At 62.5% G+C, this 15,279-nt stretch carries 13 protein-coding genes; 5 read left to right on the forward strand and 8 right to left on the reverse strand.

Annotated elements, in window-relative coordinates:
* Positions 1-81 precede the first annotated feature (81 nt).
* From AC1DD7_RS12490 to AC1DD7_RS12505, 4 genes are all read right to left on the reverse strand, one after another.
* Positions 82-1,302: a L,D-transpeptidase gene (locus AC1DD7_RS12490; RefSeq protein ID WP_477515204.1), complete on the reverse strand. Its 1,221-nt coding sequence runs from the start codon at positions 1,300-1,302 to the stop codon at positions 82-84.
* Between the two features lie 146 nt (positions 1,303-1,448).
* Positions 1,449-2,927 (reverse strand): adenosylhomocysteinase, encoded by a 1,479-nt coding sequence (gene ahcY / locus AC1DD7_RS12495; RefSeq protein WP_477515205.1) that lies wholly within the window; start codon positions 2,925-2,927, stop codon positions 1,449-1,451.
* 54 nt (positions 2,928-2,981) lie between these two features.
* Positions 2,982-3,200: a Trm112 family protein gene (locus tag AC1DD7_RS12500; RefSeq protein ID WP_477515206.1), complete on the reverse strand. Its 219-nt coding sequence runs from the start codon at positions 3,198-3,200 to the stop codon at positions 2,982-2,984.
* Between the two features lie 143 nt (positions 3,201-3,343).
* The gene (locus AC1DD7_RS12505; RefSeq protein ID WP_442002683.1) at positions 3,344-3,751 is read right to left on the reverse strand and encodes a DUF3499 domain-containing protein; all 408 of its coding nucleotides are present in this window, start codon (positions 3,749-3,751) and stop codon (positions 3,344-3,346) included.
* A gap of 111 nt (positions 3,752-3,862) precedes the next feature.
* On the opposite strand from AC1DD7_RS12505, the gene AC1DD7_RS12510 reads away from it, so the two are divergent.
* Entirely contained in the window at positions 3,863-4,381 is a 519-nt protein-coding gene (locus AC1DD7_RS12510) for a metallopeptidase family protein (protein WP_431119093.1), read from the forward strand.
* A gap of 28 nt (positions 4,382-4,409) precedes the next feature.
* On the opposite strand, the gene AC1DD7_RS12515 is transcribed toward AC1DD7_RS12510, so the two are convergent.
* The 3 genes from AC1DD7_RS12515 to AC1DD7_RS12525 are packed head-to-tail and all read right to left on the reverse strand — an operon-like array spanning position 4,410 to position 10,010.
* Positions 4,410-6,068, reverse strand: coding sequence for a DUF5719 family protein (locus AC1DD7_RS12515; RefSeq protein ID WP_477515207.1), 1,659 nt, complete (start codon positions 6,066-6,068; stop codon positions 4,410-4,412).
* Positions 6,061-9,435 carry a glycosyltransferase family 2 protein gene (locus AC1DD7_RS12520; protein WP_477515208.1) on the reverse strand — a complete coding sequence of 1,125 codons (3,375 nt, stop codon included), beginning with the start codon at positions 9,433-9,435 and terminating at the stop codon, positions 6,061-6,063. Before AC1DD7_RS12520 ends, AC1DD7_RS12515 begins: the two co-directional genes overlap by 8 nt.
* Before the next feature lie 29 nt (positions 9,436-9,464).
* The gene (locus AC1DD7_RS12525; protein WP_431119087.1) at positions 9,465-10,010 is read right to left on the reverse strand and encodes a WhiB family transcriptional regulator; all 546 of its coding nucleotides are present in this window, start codon (positions 10,008-10,010) and stop codon (positions 9,465-9,467) included.
* A gap of 365 nt (positions 10,011-10,375) precedes the next feature.
* On the opposite strand from AC1DD7_RS12525, the gene AC1DD7_RS12530 reads away from it, so the two are divergent.
* Positions 10,376-11,071 carry a TIGR03089 family protein gene (locus AC1DD7_RS12530; RefSeq protein ID WP_477515209.1) on the forward strand — a complete coding sequence of 232 codons (696 nt, stop codon included), beginning with the start codon at positions 10,376-10,378 and terminating at the stop codon, positions 11,069-11,071.
* 2 nt (positions 11,072-11,073) lie between these two features.
* On the opposite strand, the gene AC1DD7_RS12535 is transcribed toward AC1DD7_RS12530, so the two are convergent.
* Entirely contained in the window at positions 11,074-11,640 is a 567-nt protein-coding gene (locus tag AC1DD7_RS12535; RefSeq protein WP_477515210.1) for a GtrA family protein, read from the reverse strand.
* Positions 11,641-11,865: 225 nt separating this feature from the next.
* On the opposite strand from AC1DD7_RS12535, the gene AC1DD7_RS12540 reads away from it, so the two are divergent.
* From AC1DD7_RS12540 to AC1DD7_RS12550, 3 genes are read left to right on the forward strand one after another with little or no spacing between them, the layout of a single operon-like run.
* Positions 11,866-13,053, forward strand: coding sequence for a 5-(carboxyamino)imidazole ribonucleotide synthase (locus AC1DD7_RS12540; protein ID WP_477515211.1), 1,188 nt, complete (start codon positions 11,866-11,868; stop codon positions 13,051-13,053).
* Positions 13,050-13,613: a 5-(carboxyamino)imidazole ribonucleotide mutase gene (gene purE, locus AC1DD7_RS12545; protein WP_431119080.1), complete on the forward strand. Its 564-nt coding sequence runs from the start codon at positions 13,050-13,052 to the stop codon at positions 13,611-13,613. The genes AC1DD7_RS12540 and purE overlap by 4 nt, the downstream gene beginning before the upstream one ends.
* An 11-nt stretch (positions 13,614-13,624) precedes the next feature.
* Positions 13,625-15,265, forward strand: coding sequence for an LCP family protein (locus tag AC1DD7_RS12550; protein WP_477515212.1), 1,641 nt, complete (start codon positions 13,625-13,627; stop codon positions 15,263-15,265).
* The last annotated feature ends 14 nt before the right edge of the window (positions 15,266-15,279 follow it).

The following is a 15,279-nucleotide window of genomic DNA, read 5'->3' on the forward strand; positions in this document are numbered from 1 at the left end:
CGGAAAGGAGAATCAAAGACCGCAAGAAATAATCACTGCCTCGATGTTAACAGCAATTTTGTCCCCGGCTGGAAATGGTGGCTACCGCTGGGCGTAGCTGGCCCAGGGGATGTTCCAGTCGCCGAAGCCCTCCAAGGGTTCAACAGCCGGCGCACCAGTATTCAGGATCTGCACCACGTCACCGGTTTTCATATTGTTGAAGAACCAGGCAGCATCCTCGGGCAGCAAGCCAACGCAGCCGTGGGAGACGTTCACGCGTCCAATAGCGCCCCATGCGGACTCCAAGGCCTGATGGACATAGACGCCGGACCATGTGAGGCGGTTGGCATAATCCACCACCATCGGAGCGTAGTAGCCTTTATCCCCGGGTTTGAGGCCAATGCTTCCAGCGTTGAACTTGGATTTGCGTTCTTGTTCCAGGATCACGGCGTAGCCGGTGGGCGAGAGCCAGTCTTCGCCACCCAGCGATACGGGTGCGGTGTGCATCAGTTGGCCATCGAAGTACACGTTCATGGTCTTGGTGTTGTCATCCACTACCGCCACGCGCTGCGGTCCCGTAGTGAAAGTGGAAACGACATCGCCGTTGCCGATCATCTTGTTGCCGAAGTCGACGCCCAGGAGCTTCATATCCACTGTGACCGTGGTTCCCGACGCCCAGAATGCCTCCGGGCGAATGCGGACCTTCTTGTCCGAGTACCAATGCCAGGCGACTGGCTGGCCCGATGAAACAGTGATGGCAACGCGCTTTTCCATCGCGGCCTTGTCAACCACAGGTTCACTGAAGTTGATTTCGATCGGCTGGCCCGAGCCAGCAACTGTGCCGTTACGCGGATAGATGGAAGCATCGGCTTCGTAGGCAGCAGAAACCGTGGTGAAGGTCTGCGTCTTCTTGGTTTCCTTGCCTGCGGTGTCCACAACGGTGAAGGAATAGCTGTACTGGGTCTTGAACTTCAGGACCTCAAGGGTTGTCCACGTGCTGCCGTCCGCGCTGGTCTTCCCCTGCACAGGTGTACCGCCGTCAACCGGCGCCAAAACTACGTCCTTGACCTTGCCGTTGACGGCTTTGATCTGGGGGCCAACCACTGGATTCCACTCCACTGCGCCATCCAGCGGCGTGATGCCCAGCTCAACGGGTTTGGCCTCTGGCGTCGGAGTGGATTGGGTTGTTCCCACGCCATTCGGTGTGGAACCGGCCAGCAATCCAGGAACGGTGGCAACGCCAATACCGCCCAGAACGAGGGCGGCGCAGACCCCTGCAATGGCAAGGATCTTGCCCGTTTTCCGTTTGGCGACTTCCGTCATGGTTCCTGTCTTCCTGTCCCCCGGCAAGCAATACTGAACACCCAATTCTAGCCGAAAGGCCGGCCACGCAGGTCACGTGTCCGGCCCTTCACCGCGGGCTTGCGGCTATCGCTTTGAGGTTACTGGCACCGCAGACTGAACTTGGCTTAGTAGCGGTAGTGCTCCGGCTTGTAGGGGCCTGCAACATCCAGGTCCAGGTAGTCGGCCTGATCCTTGCTCAGTTCCGTCAATTCCACGCCAAGCGCATCCAGGTGCAGGCGTGCCACCTTTTCGTCCAGGATCTTAGGCAGGACGTAAACCTGCTTCTGGTATTCGCGTTCCCCGGCCGGCTGGTCCTTCTTGGTCCAGAGTTCAATCTGCGCGATCGTCTGGTTTGTGAACGAGTTGCTCATCACGAAGGACGGGTGGCCCGTTGCGTTGCCCAGGTTCAGGAGCCTGCCTTCAGACAGAACGATGATTGACCGCTCGGAGTCGGAGCCGGCATCGAAGACCCACTCGTGAACCTGCGGTTTGATCTCCACCTTCTTGACGCCGGGAATCTTGGCAAGCCCGGCGATGTCGATCTCGTTATCGAAGTGGCCGATGTTGCCCACGATCGCTTTGTTCTTCATGCCCAGCATGTGCTCGGCCATGATGACGTCCTTGTTGCCGGTGGTGGTGATGAAGATGTCACCCTGGGCAAGGACAGATTCCAGCTTGGCCACTTGGTAGCCGTCCATGGCGGCCTGCAGGGCACAAATGGGGTCGATCTCGGTAACCACAACGCGCGAACCCTGGCCGCGCAGTGCTTCTGCCGCCCCCTTTCCGACGTCACCATAGCCACAAACCACGGCAACCTTGCCGCCCATGAGGACGTCCGTCGCACGGTTGATGCCGTCCGGCAGCGAGTGGCGGATGCCGTATTTGTTGTCGAACTTGCTCTTGGTCACGGAATCGTTGACGTTGATGGCCGGGAACAGCAGCTTGCCCTGTTCCGCGAGCTGGTAGAGCCGGTGCACGCCCGTGGTGGTTTCTTCAGTGACGCCCTGGATCCGGGCGGCCACGCGTGTCCACTTCTGCGGGTCCGCGGCCAAGGTCCGGCGAAGGAGGTCCAGGATGAGGACGTACTCTTCAGGATCATCCTCGGTGGCCGCGGGAACGGCACCTGCAGCCTCGAAATCGACGCCCTTGTGAAGGAGCAGGGTGGCGTCGCCGCCGTCATCCAGAATCATGTTGGGACCCAGCTCCGGATTTTCGTCCGCTCCGGGCCAGGTGAGGATCTGCTCTGCGGTCCACCAGTATTCCTCGAGGGTCTCGCCCTTCCAGGCGAAGACGGGAACGCCTTGCGGATCTTCCGGCGTACCTTTACCGACGACGACGGCGGCAGCGGCTTCGTCCTGGGTGGAGAAAATGTTGCACGAGGCCCAACGAACTTCGGCGCCCAGGGCGGTGAGGGTTTCAATCAGGACGGCTGTCTGGACTGTCATGTGCAGCGAACCGGCGATGCGGGCGCCCTTGAGCGGCTGCGAGGGGCCGAACTCAGCACGAAGGGACATCAGGCCCGGCATTTCGTGCTCAGCGAGACGGATCTGGTGGCGGCCTGCCTCGGCAAGGGAAATGTCAGCCACTTTGTAGTCGAAAGTCATGGAAGTCCTTATAGATGTTTAGGCGTACCGTGCGGGATTGCTGTCTGGAAGTACTCAGGCTTTGGCGTGGTGCTGGCCGGAGCTTGCGGCGTAGGAGGCAGCAAGCAGTTCCGGGGGCAGAAGCAAGGGAATGCCGTCCTCGATCGCGTAACGGACCTTTTCACCGTTCTCGGCGGCAGCCGTTGAAACAAGCTCCTCGCCCTCCTGGACCAGCGGTGAGCCCGTCACGGGGCAGCGCAGGATGGACAACAGTTCAGGACTGACCTTTGGCATGAATGATGCTCCCTGGATGGCGCGGGTGTGGCGCCGCTGGCGGATTTATCTGCAGATTCCAGCCTACAGCGCAGGACCATCCACCAAGGAGCCGACGACGATTTGAGTCCCGGGGTGGCCGCACTCGTAGAGCCAGGACGGACCTAGGACGGTTCCCGCAGAATCCGCAAGTGGCCACGGCGCGTACCTTCAACCATGGCTGGCGGCTCCACATGCGGCCGACTGGTACGGGGTGGCGTGTCCGTTGCCGCTGAAGCGGCTTCCCGCACCGCGTTGGCAAGTGCCAGCAAGTCATCCGGGCCAGGCTCCGGAGGTGTTGTTGGCATAGCCAGGCGCAGGACTTCCCAGCCCCGCGGAACCGTGAGGGATTCTGCATGCTGGGCGCAAAGATCGTACGCATGCGGTTCGGCGTACGTGGCCAGCGGTCCGAGGACCGCCGTAGACTCTGCATACACGTACGTCAAAGTAGCCACCGCGGATTGGCGGCAGGCGGACCTTGAACACTGACGAATAGCACCCACAACATCCCAGATTAGCGCCCTTTGGCCCATACTCTGCGCATTGGCTGGCCGTGCCCGCCCGGAAGCTGCGGTCTGCGCTGGTCACGGCGCGCTGTTCGCCATGATGTCGCGTTGGCGGTTCCTCGGGACTAAAGTCGATATATGCAGTCACAGCCACATGTTCCTGGCTTCACAATCCGGTGGACTGACGCCGAAGGCGATCAGGCAAAGGAACACACCGGCGCGGATGTCCGTGGTTTCCGGCGGCGCCGGAGAAACCGTCACGGCAGAGGACTGCGTGGGGAACTCATGCTCCCCAGTCTTCCCGGCTTCCGGACCCGTGCCGAGCGTTTCGACGACATGGTGCTGGACTCAGCTGAACGCCTCCAGGATATGTGGGGCAAGCAGTTGGATGGCGTGCTCTTCGCCGTCGACGAAATCCCGCCGAACCTGGAGCAATTGGTCGCCGAAGGTACGGCAGCCCCCATGGGGTCCTACACTCCGGGCAGCCGCGGCGAAGCACCCATGATCGCTGTGTACCGCCGTGTGGTGGAACAGACTGCCGGAACACGGGAAGAGCTCCAGGACCTCGTCCACGACGTCGTGGTGGAGTACACCGCGGAAATGCTCGGTGTACCCCCGGAGACGCTGGATCCCGTGTACCGGCGTCGTTACCAGTAGCGCCGGTAACGCCTAGTAGCCCTGGCGCCTAGTAGCCCACTGTCACAGGAACTTTTTCGAGCCCCGCGGCAGCATCCTGGATGCCCAGCACTGAGACGTCGGCGCGGTCCTGCCTGCCCAGGATAAGTGCCCCATACACAGGGTCCCCTGATGCTGAAACCACGTACCCTGCAACCACTGCCTGTCCGGATTTTGCTGGAAGCTCGATCAGCGATGTTGTGCCACCGGACATGTCCACGTCCACGGACTTGCCCACCTTCCCATCGGCTGTCACCGGTGCGTAGCTAACAGTTGCACGTCCCTCAGGAACACCGAAGCTGAAGAAACTCTGCCCGTCACGGGGCACTGCCACCACATGCTGGCTGCCTAGGCGGGCCGAGGACGGCGACCAAGCGAAATCCGTTGGCTCCTCCGCTTTGGCTCCCCGCGCAATCCGGGTTGAAGCCACGAACGCAACATCAGAACTCGCGCTCACGGTGTAGCTGCCGGCCGCAACGCCGTCGAGGTCCAACGTAGCTACCGTGCCGCCCTTGACGGTCACTACTCCCCCATTGGGGAGCTGGCGCTCACCGTTGGCTCCGTACAGCCGGACTTGAACCACGGCGTCCGTGGACCCAGGTACGGCTATTTGAAGCGCGGGAACGGCATCGGTAAAGCCGGATTTACTGCCCAGCGCCTTGATCGCCGCTGCATCCTGGATGTCGACGCCGGCCATCACCTGCAGGTTGGACGGCCCGGAACCTGGGGACAGGAACTCCACCCCGCCCGGCACCAGTCCGCGCAGCACGCTCTGCTGGATGGTCCCTGCAACGGGTCCGCCCGAGCTGCGTACGTGCACTGCCAGTTGCGATTCGCCGGGGGCAAGGCCGGCAAGATTAACCGAACGTGTTGTCCCCGGAGCCACCAGGAGACCCCGTGCACCAGGCGCCTGGATCTGTCCCTGAGCGCCGAAGAGGTCCAGGTTGACCGTAGCGGGCGTTTCCGAGGCATTGCTGAGGTTCAAGACCGCGGTCCGGCCAAGCGCGGTATCCCCGCCCAACAGCCAAGCATCATTTCCGGGTTGCTGGCACGGAGCCGCCGCAAGGCCACGGAGGTCGCCGTCCTTGGCTGAATAGCTCAGATTCGCGGCCAAGGAGGCCTGTTCGTTTCCGATCGGGTCAGCACCCACCACGGTAGGAGCGGTCACGGGGCTGATAGTCGCAGCCGCTGCCGCCAAAACCGGTGGACCGGAAGTGGGCGATGGGGTGCTCGTGGGGGTCTTTGCAATTTCAGCGACTGCGTCGCCTGCCAGCGACGTCACTTTACTGCCCGGAATGGTACCTGCGGGGTTGCTCAGGACCACCGCGTTGAGCGCACTGGTTGCAGTGGTGGAAACCGGGCTGAACTCAGCATCCGTGTCCACATCGGTTCCCGTGACAAGGCGCGCTGGTTCCGGGCAGACGCCCAGGGAGCGGCCCGCCGGAACATCGGCTTGCCGGATGTCCACTGCAGAACCGCCAGAGGGCCCTGGAACCATGGAGGTGGCGGCAACTGCTCCGCCTCCCGCGGCAAGGATCACCGCTGCAGACAAGACCCCTGTGATGATGCCCCTGTTGGAACTGCGCGCGCCCTTGGCGGAAGTGCGGGCGTCTTTTGTGGAACCGCGCGTCCCGTGATCGTCCACCTGCTTCTTTGGGTCCTCAGACACTGCTGTACTCCTTACGGAGGGAGACTTCGTCCCTCGACATGCCGGTTCGCGAGCGGCGGGCGGGCATCGGAACAGCCAGCAGCACGGTCAGACCGAACACCACGGCTTGCAGGATCCCAAACCAAAGACCCCAAGGATTGGTGTACCGGATTTCCAGGTTGCCTCCATTGGCCGGAAGTTCGAAAGCCTGGGCCCATCCGGAGGTGGTCGACTTCAGCTGGCGCCCATCCATCCAAGCACTCCAGCCGGGATCGGACCGTTCAGCCAGGACCACCCGACGGCCCTCGTCACCCGCGGGCACAGCTGTGTCTACGGACACCTCTGCCGAGGGCAGAGAGCCGATGGCCTCACCTTGGGCGTTGAGAATGCGAACCCTATGGGCGGTGTCTGCGGCGGTGGCGGCAGCGGAATTCCGTGGGGTTACGCGCCACAACCACCCGGCGTCGGTTTGTCCAACAGCAACGAGGCCTGGAACGGCGTCGATCCTGCTGGCGGTCAGCTGGGCTGCATCATCAGCGGCCTTGAGCACCACAAAACCGGCACCGAGCTGTTCCAGATCATTGCGGGGGTCCACCCCTGTGCTCGCCACAATGGTGGCCACTGCCCTGCGGAGGGACGCGGTAGCGGCGTCGTCGGTAGCAATCTCTTCACGACCGGGTGCCCCAATAATGGTCCTGGCCGAGGCGATGGTGGACAAGCTGTCCAGCGTAGTCCCGGCACCACGCATCAGGGAGGACGTAAAGGCGCCCTGCTCGCCGCTGGTGATGACCAACGTTCGCGTACGTTCGGGTCCCTCACCACGGTCGACGGCGGTTGCCGGCAAGGTGCCGTTGTCCACGGGCCGCACCTGGCGGGCAGAGCCCAAGGATGGCTTCTTACCTGCCTCTGACGCAGGGGCGTCAGCGGTATCGGTAGCGACAGGGGCCTCGGACAGGGGCTGCAGGACGTTTTGTCCTGCCCATGCCGCAATTCCGGCCAAGGGTCCACCCAGCAGGAGGGCAAGGGCCACAGCTGAAGCCACGCGCCGCAAGGGCGACTTCCAGCGGGCCGCGTCAGGCGTCCTGGTGGGAACTGCAAAGATCTTATCGGCACCGAGCAACGCCGCACTGAGCAGCAGGATTCCGGCTGCTGAAACCGCCGGACCGGTGAAAGGACCAACAATCACGTTGTTGTTGACACCGGTTGCCACATGGCCCATCAGCCAACTGCTGGCCAAGGTAGCCAGCGCGGCCAACCAGAAGACGCGGGCCAGGACGGTGCGCTTGCCGGGAAGGAACAGCGCCGCTACGGCCAAGAGAAGTACAGGGACGCTGACCAGCAGGGCAAGCACCAGAGCCCAAGGCACAGCGCCTGGCCCGAACGTCCCAAGACCTGTGAGGCCGCCGTCGATGTCGAAGGCCAGGGGCTGGCCCAGGAACTGCTGCCACAGTGGTGCAGCGTCGAAACTGAGCGGCAGGCCCGGATCGGCAAGCAAGGAGCGGGGGCGGTCAAGAACCGAAATGCCGTAGGGAATGAACAGCGCGGCGGTGGGCAAAAGCGACCACCACAGTGTCTTTCCCCGCGGTCCGAGCACCACGGCTACCAGGACGATGACCACCGTCATTGGCCCCAAGAGCGAAGGAGCCGATGCAGTGATTGCAGCCATAGCCAAGCCGGCAGCCGCCGCGGCGGTCCAGGACGGCGTGCCGTTAATGCCCGGTTTACCGAGCACGGGCGCCGGGCGACGCGTGAAAGGTGCCCGTACGGCATGGGCCCCGCCCATCGCCGAGCCCGACGCGCGTATCAGCGCCAGCATGAGCAACGGCATCAGGACGTGGGCCACCAAGGCTCCCGGCCTGCCTTGGTTAATGGCTACCAGCAGTGCAGGTGCCCCGGACCAAGCCAGAGCCGCAACAAACCGGAACCGGCGCCGGGTGGTCAAGGCCCCGGCGGCGAACCAGGCACCGATCGCAGACAGTGGCATGGCCAGGATCAGCAACCACACAGTTGCCGCGTTGCCATCGCCACCGCCAAACAAGGAAAGAAGCCACAACACGTAAGCGAAGGGATCACCGTGCCCGGGCAGTCCCGCACCGAGGGAAATCCACCACGTGGAGGCATTGGCCCAGATATCGGAGGGTGACTCGGATAACGGGAGGAGCCCCCCTCCGGCCACAGTTCCTGTGCGAAGGAGGCCGAAGAGCCCAACGAAAGAAGCGGCGAACGCGATGAGGGCAGCAGCAACTGCGCCGGTGCCAACCCATCCGCGTTCGTTGGTGGCCAGCGCTGCGAAATCGTCAGAGGCATCGCCGCTGGGTTCGGGGGCGAGAAGATCCGAGGCCACAGTAGTTTCCTCGCTGGGGCGGATGGCCTCCAGCAGGGAACGCCTGTTGGCACGGACTTCACGCGACGACGTTTGGAGGCCCCGGACCACCGAACGGTGCACGCGGCGGGTCCTCGCCGCAATCCGGCGGCCCCTGGCAACAGCGAGGGGCCGCACCAAGCCGGCGATGGTGGCCGTGAACTGGGAGAATCCGTAGCCCGGTTCCTTGACCAAAACACTCAGCACCAGACGGACGAGTGCGCCCAAGAGCGCCCCCACTGCCTGGAATGGCAGGTTCCACCACGGCGTGTGCTTGAGGCGCATGTGAATTTGTGCCTTGCGCGCCGCCGAAGACGTCCCAAGACCGTGCGGACGGTGTTCCACATGGAACATGCGCGCGCTTGGCACCACCACCACGCGGTTACCGGCCAGCCAGTTGCGCCAGCAGAAATCGACGTCGTCGCCGCTGCCCGGCAAGGCAGGGTCAAAGCCCTGCAACTGTTCCCAGACGTCCCTGCGGATCAGCATGCCCGCAGAGTTCACGGCAAAGGTGTCAGTGCGGGCGTCGTATTGGCCTTGGTCCACTTCGTCGGCGTCGATCAGCGTGAGGCGTTCAGCCCAGCGGCTGGTGGACAAGCCGACGTCCACCACGTGGCGATCGTTGTCCCACCCAAGCTGCTTGCAGCCGGCAACAGTTACCGAAGTGGTTCGTTCCACGGCGTGGAGAAGCTCGGCCAAGGCATCCGGTGCTGGAGCGGCGTCGTCATGAAGGAGCCAGATCCATTCGACGGGACCGGGAGCTTCAGCGTTTTTGGCAACGTCCTCGTTTTTGGCAGCATCTTTGGGAGCAAGCTCGTCCAGGCCCGCCTGGACAGCGGCGCCGAAGCCAGACTTTGGCTGGACGAATTTGGTGACGTTTGGTTGCCCCAAGGCCTCACGGAGCAAGTCGAGGGAGTTGTCCGTGGATCCTGTATCAATGCCAATGGCGGCATCTGCCGAACGCGTTTGGTCCGACAGTGCCGCCAAGGTCCTGGGGAGATAGTTCCCGCCGTCGTGGGCAACCACGACGGCGGTAACGTGTACTTCCTTAAGAATTAGACTGCCCGCTTCCTTAGCCGGCGACGTTCGCGCTCGGAGAGCCCGCCCCAGATGCCGAATCGTTCGTCGTTTGCGAGGGCGTACTCAAGGCACTGCGAACGGACGTTGCACGCTCCACAGACCTTCTTTGCATCCCTCGTTGATCCACCCTTTTCCGGAAAGAATGCTTCCGGATCTGTCTGGGCGCACAAGGCGTCAGTCTGCCAACCGAGTTCGCCCTCGTCATCGAAGTCACCTTGGCTCGGCAGTCCGATCCACACCGGCTGTCCTGGGATTTCCTGAGGACGACGCAACTCCATGGGAGGGTCGTCCACGTCTTCGTCCGGCCCGGCAGGCAGGTCTCCGATCAACGCTTCGTGCGCAGCGAGGAGGGCAGTTGCTTGATCCTCCAACGACTGCTGCACGTTCTGGTTGTATCGGTCTGCCGCTTCCGGATCCGCTGGGTCCACGTACCAGTCCCCTGGTACTTCCCGCGAACGGTATTTCACCGACGCATGTTCTGCGACGACTGCATCTTCCTGGATACGCAACGCTTGCCCCATGGCGTCCCTCCTGATTTTGCAGCTGCTGCTCGGATGTATTTCCGATTCCCGGCGTTGTTCCGGGAATCTGTGCAGCGGCGTTGATTACTAATTACACGCGTGTAACTACCCACCAGTCAAGCCGCGCCGGGATAATAATCAAGAATCTGTAGAAACGTGGGATGCGCCACGCCCAACGTTTTCCGCCGTGGCGCGGCTGGCCAGGGCTAAAACGGAAGCCCAGCATCACTTTGCATGAACAACTCCTGACATTCCGCGGAATTCCCAAGACCACCCCCGGATGTCCATCGACTGGACTTAACGGAGGTGTGTTGCATTTCACATTCTCCTGCGGGCCGACGCCCCCACCGTGGCAGGATTGATCCATGAGCATCCCGGCAGCGAACCTGATGACCACCCTGCGATCCGGCCATTCCACGTCCCCGAGACTGACGTGGTACGGCCCTGATTCCGAGCGGGTGGAGCTCTCCGGGCGGGTCTTGGACAACTGGGTGGCCAAAACCAGCAACCTGCTGCAGGACGAACTGGACGCCGAGCCGGGCAAAGCTATCCGGCTGGACCTCCCGGCGCACTGGAAATCTTTTGTGTGGGCACTCGCCGCCTGGCAGTTGGGCATGGAGGTGGTCTTCGATGGCACCGCGGCGGACCTGCTGGTAACTGATACTCCCGACGACGGCGCCGGGGCCGGCTTTGAGGCGGTCGTCGCCGTGCCGCTCGCGGCACTTGCGATGCGCTGGCCCGGCGACTTGCCGCCGGGCGTCGTGGATTATGCTGCGGAAGTCCGGTCCCACGGTGACGTCTTCATGGCGCACAACGAACCGGAAGCCGACCTTCCGGCCGTCCGCGGCAGCGCGGGCCACACCCATGACAGCCTTCTGGACGGATTCGCTGCACCCCAGGAACCCGGCGTCCGGCTATTGGTTCGGGCGGCCGATGGTTTGGAGCCGGGCCTGGCAGCGTCGTTGGGCGCGTGGAAAGAAGATGGCTCAGTGGTGCTGGTGCATCCCGATCTGGAAGTGACCGGGCACCTGCTTGAGAATGAGCGCGTCAGCCGATCCTGAGATCAGTTCTTGATGGAGGGCACTTCGCCGGTCGGCGGTGCGCCTTGGCCCGCGTCCGCAGCTGACTTCTCCTTGTGATGGAGCTCCAGGATCTCGTGGTCGTGGGAGTAAGCCGGCTCGGCATCCAACTCTTCGTTGAAAACCCAAAAGCGGTATGCGAAGAACCGGAAAATGGTGCCCAGGACCAGTCCTACGACGCTTCCTGCGATAAACAGCGACGGCTTGTCATTCAAGTCCAGCACGTACTTGGCGAACCACACACAACCGGAGGCAATCAGAAGCCCGACGAAGTTCATGACGGCAAACAGGACGGCTTCACGGACCACGTTCGCCTGTTTGCGGTGGCGGAAGGTCCAGAAGCGGTTGGCCACCCAGGAGAACACGCTTGCAACGATCGTCGCAATGGCCTTCGCCCAGACTTCGCTTCCGTGCATCGGGCCCGAAAACAGCCAGATGTAAACTGCCGAGTCAATGACAAAAGCAACACCGCCTACGGCGCCGAACTTTGCTACCTCGCGCCAAAAAAGCGAGGCAAGTCCGCGGATGCGATCTGCAAGTGTGGTGATCATGACCCTCCATGGCCGTTGAAAAGTGGGCCGATGGGCCACATCCATTTTAGCGCCCATTTCCAACCGTTCCCTTTGAGTCCCCTGTGAGAACGCCGATACCGGGGCCTGCGCCACTGCCAAAGCAGGACTGAACCAACCACTAAACCGTGTCCAAATGGTGACGATATGGCGGTTGAATAGCGGCTGAATCAGTGTTCCGGCCGCTGGTTCGGTAGGCTGAACCTTGTGACTTTTCCAGTAATTGGTGTTGTTGGCGGCGGCCAGCTCGCACGCATGATGGCCCCGCCTGCTACCGCTTTAGGCTTCGAACTACGCGTTTTGGCTGAGGGCGAGGACGTTTCGGCTGTCCCCGCTGTGGCCAACGCCCCCATTGGCGACTACAAAGACCTGGACGCTCTCCTTGAGTTCTCCAAGGGCGTCGACGTCCTGACCTTCGATCACGAACACGTTCCCACGGAACATCTGCGTGCCTTGATCGACGCCGGCGTGAATGTGCAGCCCGGACCCGATGCCCTGGTGAATGCGCAGGACAAGCTCGTGATGCGCGCGGCCATCGATCGCCTCGGACTGCCCAACCCGGAGTGGGCCGCCGTTGGCTCAGTAGAAGAGTTGGTGGCGTTCGGCGACAAGATCGGCTGGCCCGTAGTGCTGAAGACGCCGCGTGGCGGCTACGACGGCAAGGGCGTCCGCATCGTTGACTCCGCCGATGATGCCGCTGGTACTGCCGACTGGTTCCAGGCCATGAGTCCCCTGCTTGCAGAAGCAAAGGTGGATTTCAGCCGCGAACTCTCGGCCCTTGTGGCCCGCACGCCCAGTGGCGAATCGCGGGCATGGCCCGTAGTTCACACCATTCAGGTTGACGGCGTGTGCGACGAAGTTATCGCCCCCGCCCAGAACATTCCACTCGAGGTTGCTGCTGCTGCCGAGGGGGCCGCACTACGCATCGCCAACGAACTCGGCGTTACGGGCGTCATGGCCGCCGAGCTCTTTGAAACCCCTGGGGTTGGTGCTGGGTTCCTCATCAACGAACTCGCAATGCGCCCTCACAACACAGGGCATTGGACCCAGGATGGGTCCATCACCAGCCAGTTCGAACAGCATCTGCGTGCGGTCCTTGACCTGCCGTTGGGCGCCACGGATGCTGTGGCCCCGGTATTTGTCATGAAGAATTTCCTGGGTGGGGACAACCAGAATCTCTTCGAAGCCTTCCCCATGGCCTTGGCTTATGAACCGGCAGCGAAGGTGCACTGCTACGGCAAGTCCGTGCGGCCCGGCCGAAAGATTGGGCATGTGAACCTGGCTGGCACCTCTACCTCAGAGGTAGATTCTGTCCGCCAACGCGCCACGGCAGTAGCCAACATCATCCGTGACGGCCGAATGCCCGCACAGACCACCCCCGAGGAGACCGAATGACATCAACATCGACAGCCCCGCTCGTAGGTCTCGTCATGGGCTCGGACTCCGACTGGCCCGTCATGGAAGCCGCTGCGGACGCCTTGGCCGAGTTCGGCATCCCTTTTGAGGCAGACGTCGTCTCGGCACACCGCATGCCCACCGAGATGATCCGCTATGGCCAGACTGCTCACGAGCGCGGCCTGCGCGTCATCATCGCCGGAGCAGGAGGCGCGGCACACCTTCCTGGAATGTTGGCTTCGGTCACTCCCCTGCCCGTAATCGGCGTCCCCGTTCCGTTGAAGACACTGGACGGCATGGACTCGCTGTTGTCCATCGTTCAAATGCCTGCCGGAGTTCCGGTTGCCACTGTCTCCATCGCAGGGGCCCGCAACGCAGGACTCCTGGCTGTACGGATGCTCGCCTCCGGCACAGACGAGCTCGCCAACCGCCTTCGCGAAGACTTGCTCAAATTCGCCCAGGAGTTGAACGACGTCGCCACCAAGAAAGGCGAGAACCTGCGCCACAAGGTGGAAGAGGTCTTTTCCCCTGCCAATGCTTCCGCCCGGAGCAGCCGCTAGAAAGGCAGCGGATGACCACCATGCACAAGAACCAGAATCAGTCCGGCACCGCCCTGACTGATCCAGTCCGCTATCCATCCGGGGCCAGCGCCCCGGTGCGGACCAAACGCGCCTTCGTGCTGGTCCTCCTCACGCTCTTCATCCCCGGCAGCGCCCAGATCGTGGCAGGTGACCGCAAGCTGGGCCGTCTCGCCCTGCGCATCACCCTCAGTGTGTGGGCGCTGGCTTTGCTGACGCTCTTGATTGCGTTGGTGAACCGGAGCATGCTGCTCAGCATCGTCACCCATCCGGTGGGATCGCTCTTCATCATCGTTGTCCTCGTTGCCCTGGCTTTGGGCTGGGCCTACCTGTTCCTGAACACCCTGCGGATCATCCGGCCCAACCTGCTGGCACCCGGGATGCGGCCTATCATTGCCGTCGTCCTTGCCATGACAACAGTGCTGGCCAGCGGGTCATTGGGCTACCTTGCGTACGTTTTGAACGTCAGCCGCAACGCGATCGGCAGCATCTTCAACGCCGGCCCTGCCATCGATCCCGTGGATGGTCGCTACAACTTCCTGATGATGGGAGGCGACGCCGGTGATGACCGGACGGGCAGGCGTCCGGACAGCCTTTCGGTCATCAGCGTCGACGCCAAAACCGGTGAAAGTGCCATCATTTCCGTGCCCAGGAACCTGCAGAACGCACAGTTCAGCGAGGGCTCGCCTATGCGGAAGATCTACCCCGATGGCTATAACTGCGGCGATGAATGCCTCATCAACGCCGTTAACACCGAGGTCACCAACAACCACAAGGACCTGTACCCAGGGGTTGCCGATCCTGGTGCGCAGGCCACCCTTGAGGCTGTATCCGGAACCTTGGGTATCACTGTGCAGGCGTATGTGCTGGTGGATATGGACGGGTTCGCCAAGCTTATCGATGCCATGGGCGGCATCCGCATCAAGGCTGGCGGCTGGGTACCCATCAGTGGACCCGTCACTGACGAGGCCAACGGGATCCACGGCATGCCCGATGGCTGGATTCCCGCTGGCGACCAGCACTTGGATGGCTTCCACGCCCTTTGGTATGGCCGTTCCCGTGAATTTGTGGACGACTACGCCCGTATTGCACGCCAGCAATGCGTACAGCAGGCCATGCTCAAGCAACTGGACCCCGGCACGCTGCTGACCAAGTTCGAGGACATCGCCAACGCAGGCACCAAGGTGGTGGAATCCAACATCTCCTCCGCGCAGCTCGGAAGCTTCGTGGACCTGGCCTTGAAGTCCAAGAGCCAACCGGTCAAGCGCCTCACTATTGGTCCTCCCGATTTCGATGCCTCGTTCTCCACGGTGCCGGACTTCGATCTGATTCACTCCAAGGTCCAGGAACTGTTGACCTCCCAGAACAGCCCCAAGGCCAATGACTCCATGGTGTCCAACAACGGCAATGCGGGCTCTCATGTCTTGGCAGCGGGCCCGGTCCAGGGCAGCTTCCCGGCCGGGATTCCCGCGGGCCAGCAGCCCTCGCCGTCGTCCTCGGATTTCACGCCGGTGACCACCACGCCGGATGGTACGCCCATCACGGAAGAACTGCTCAACGGCCTCAAGGCCCAGGGCGACGAGCAAGGCATCCGGGATCTCGTGGCAACCAATGGGCAATGCGCCCCGCTGTAGCACCAGCAGCATCA

The sequence above is a fragment of the Paenarthrobacter sp. 10L412 genome (assembly GCF_056395565.1).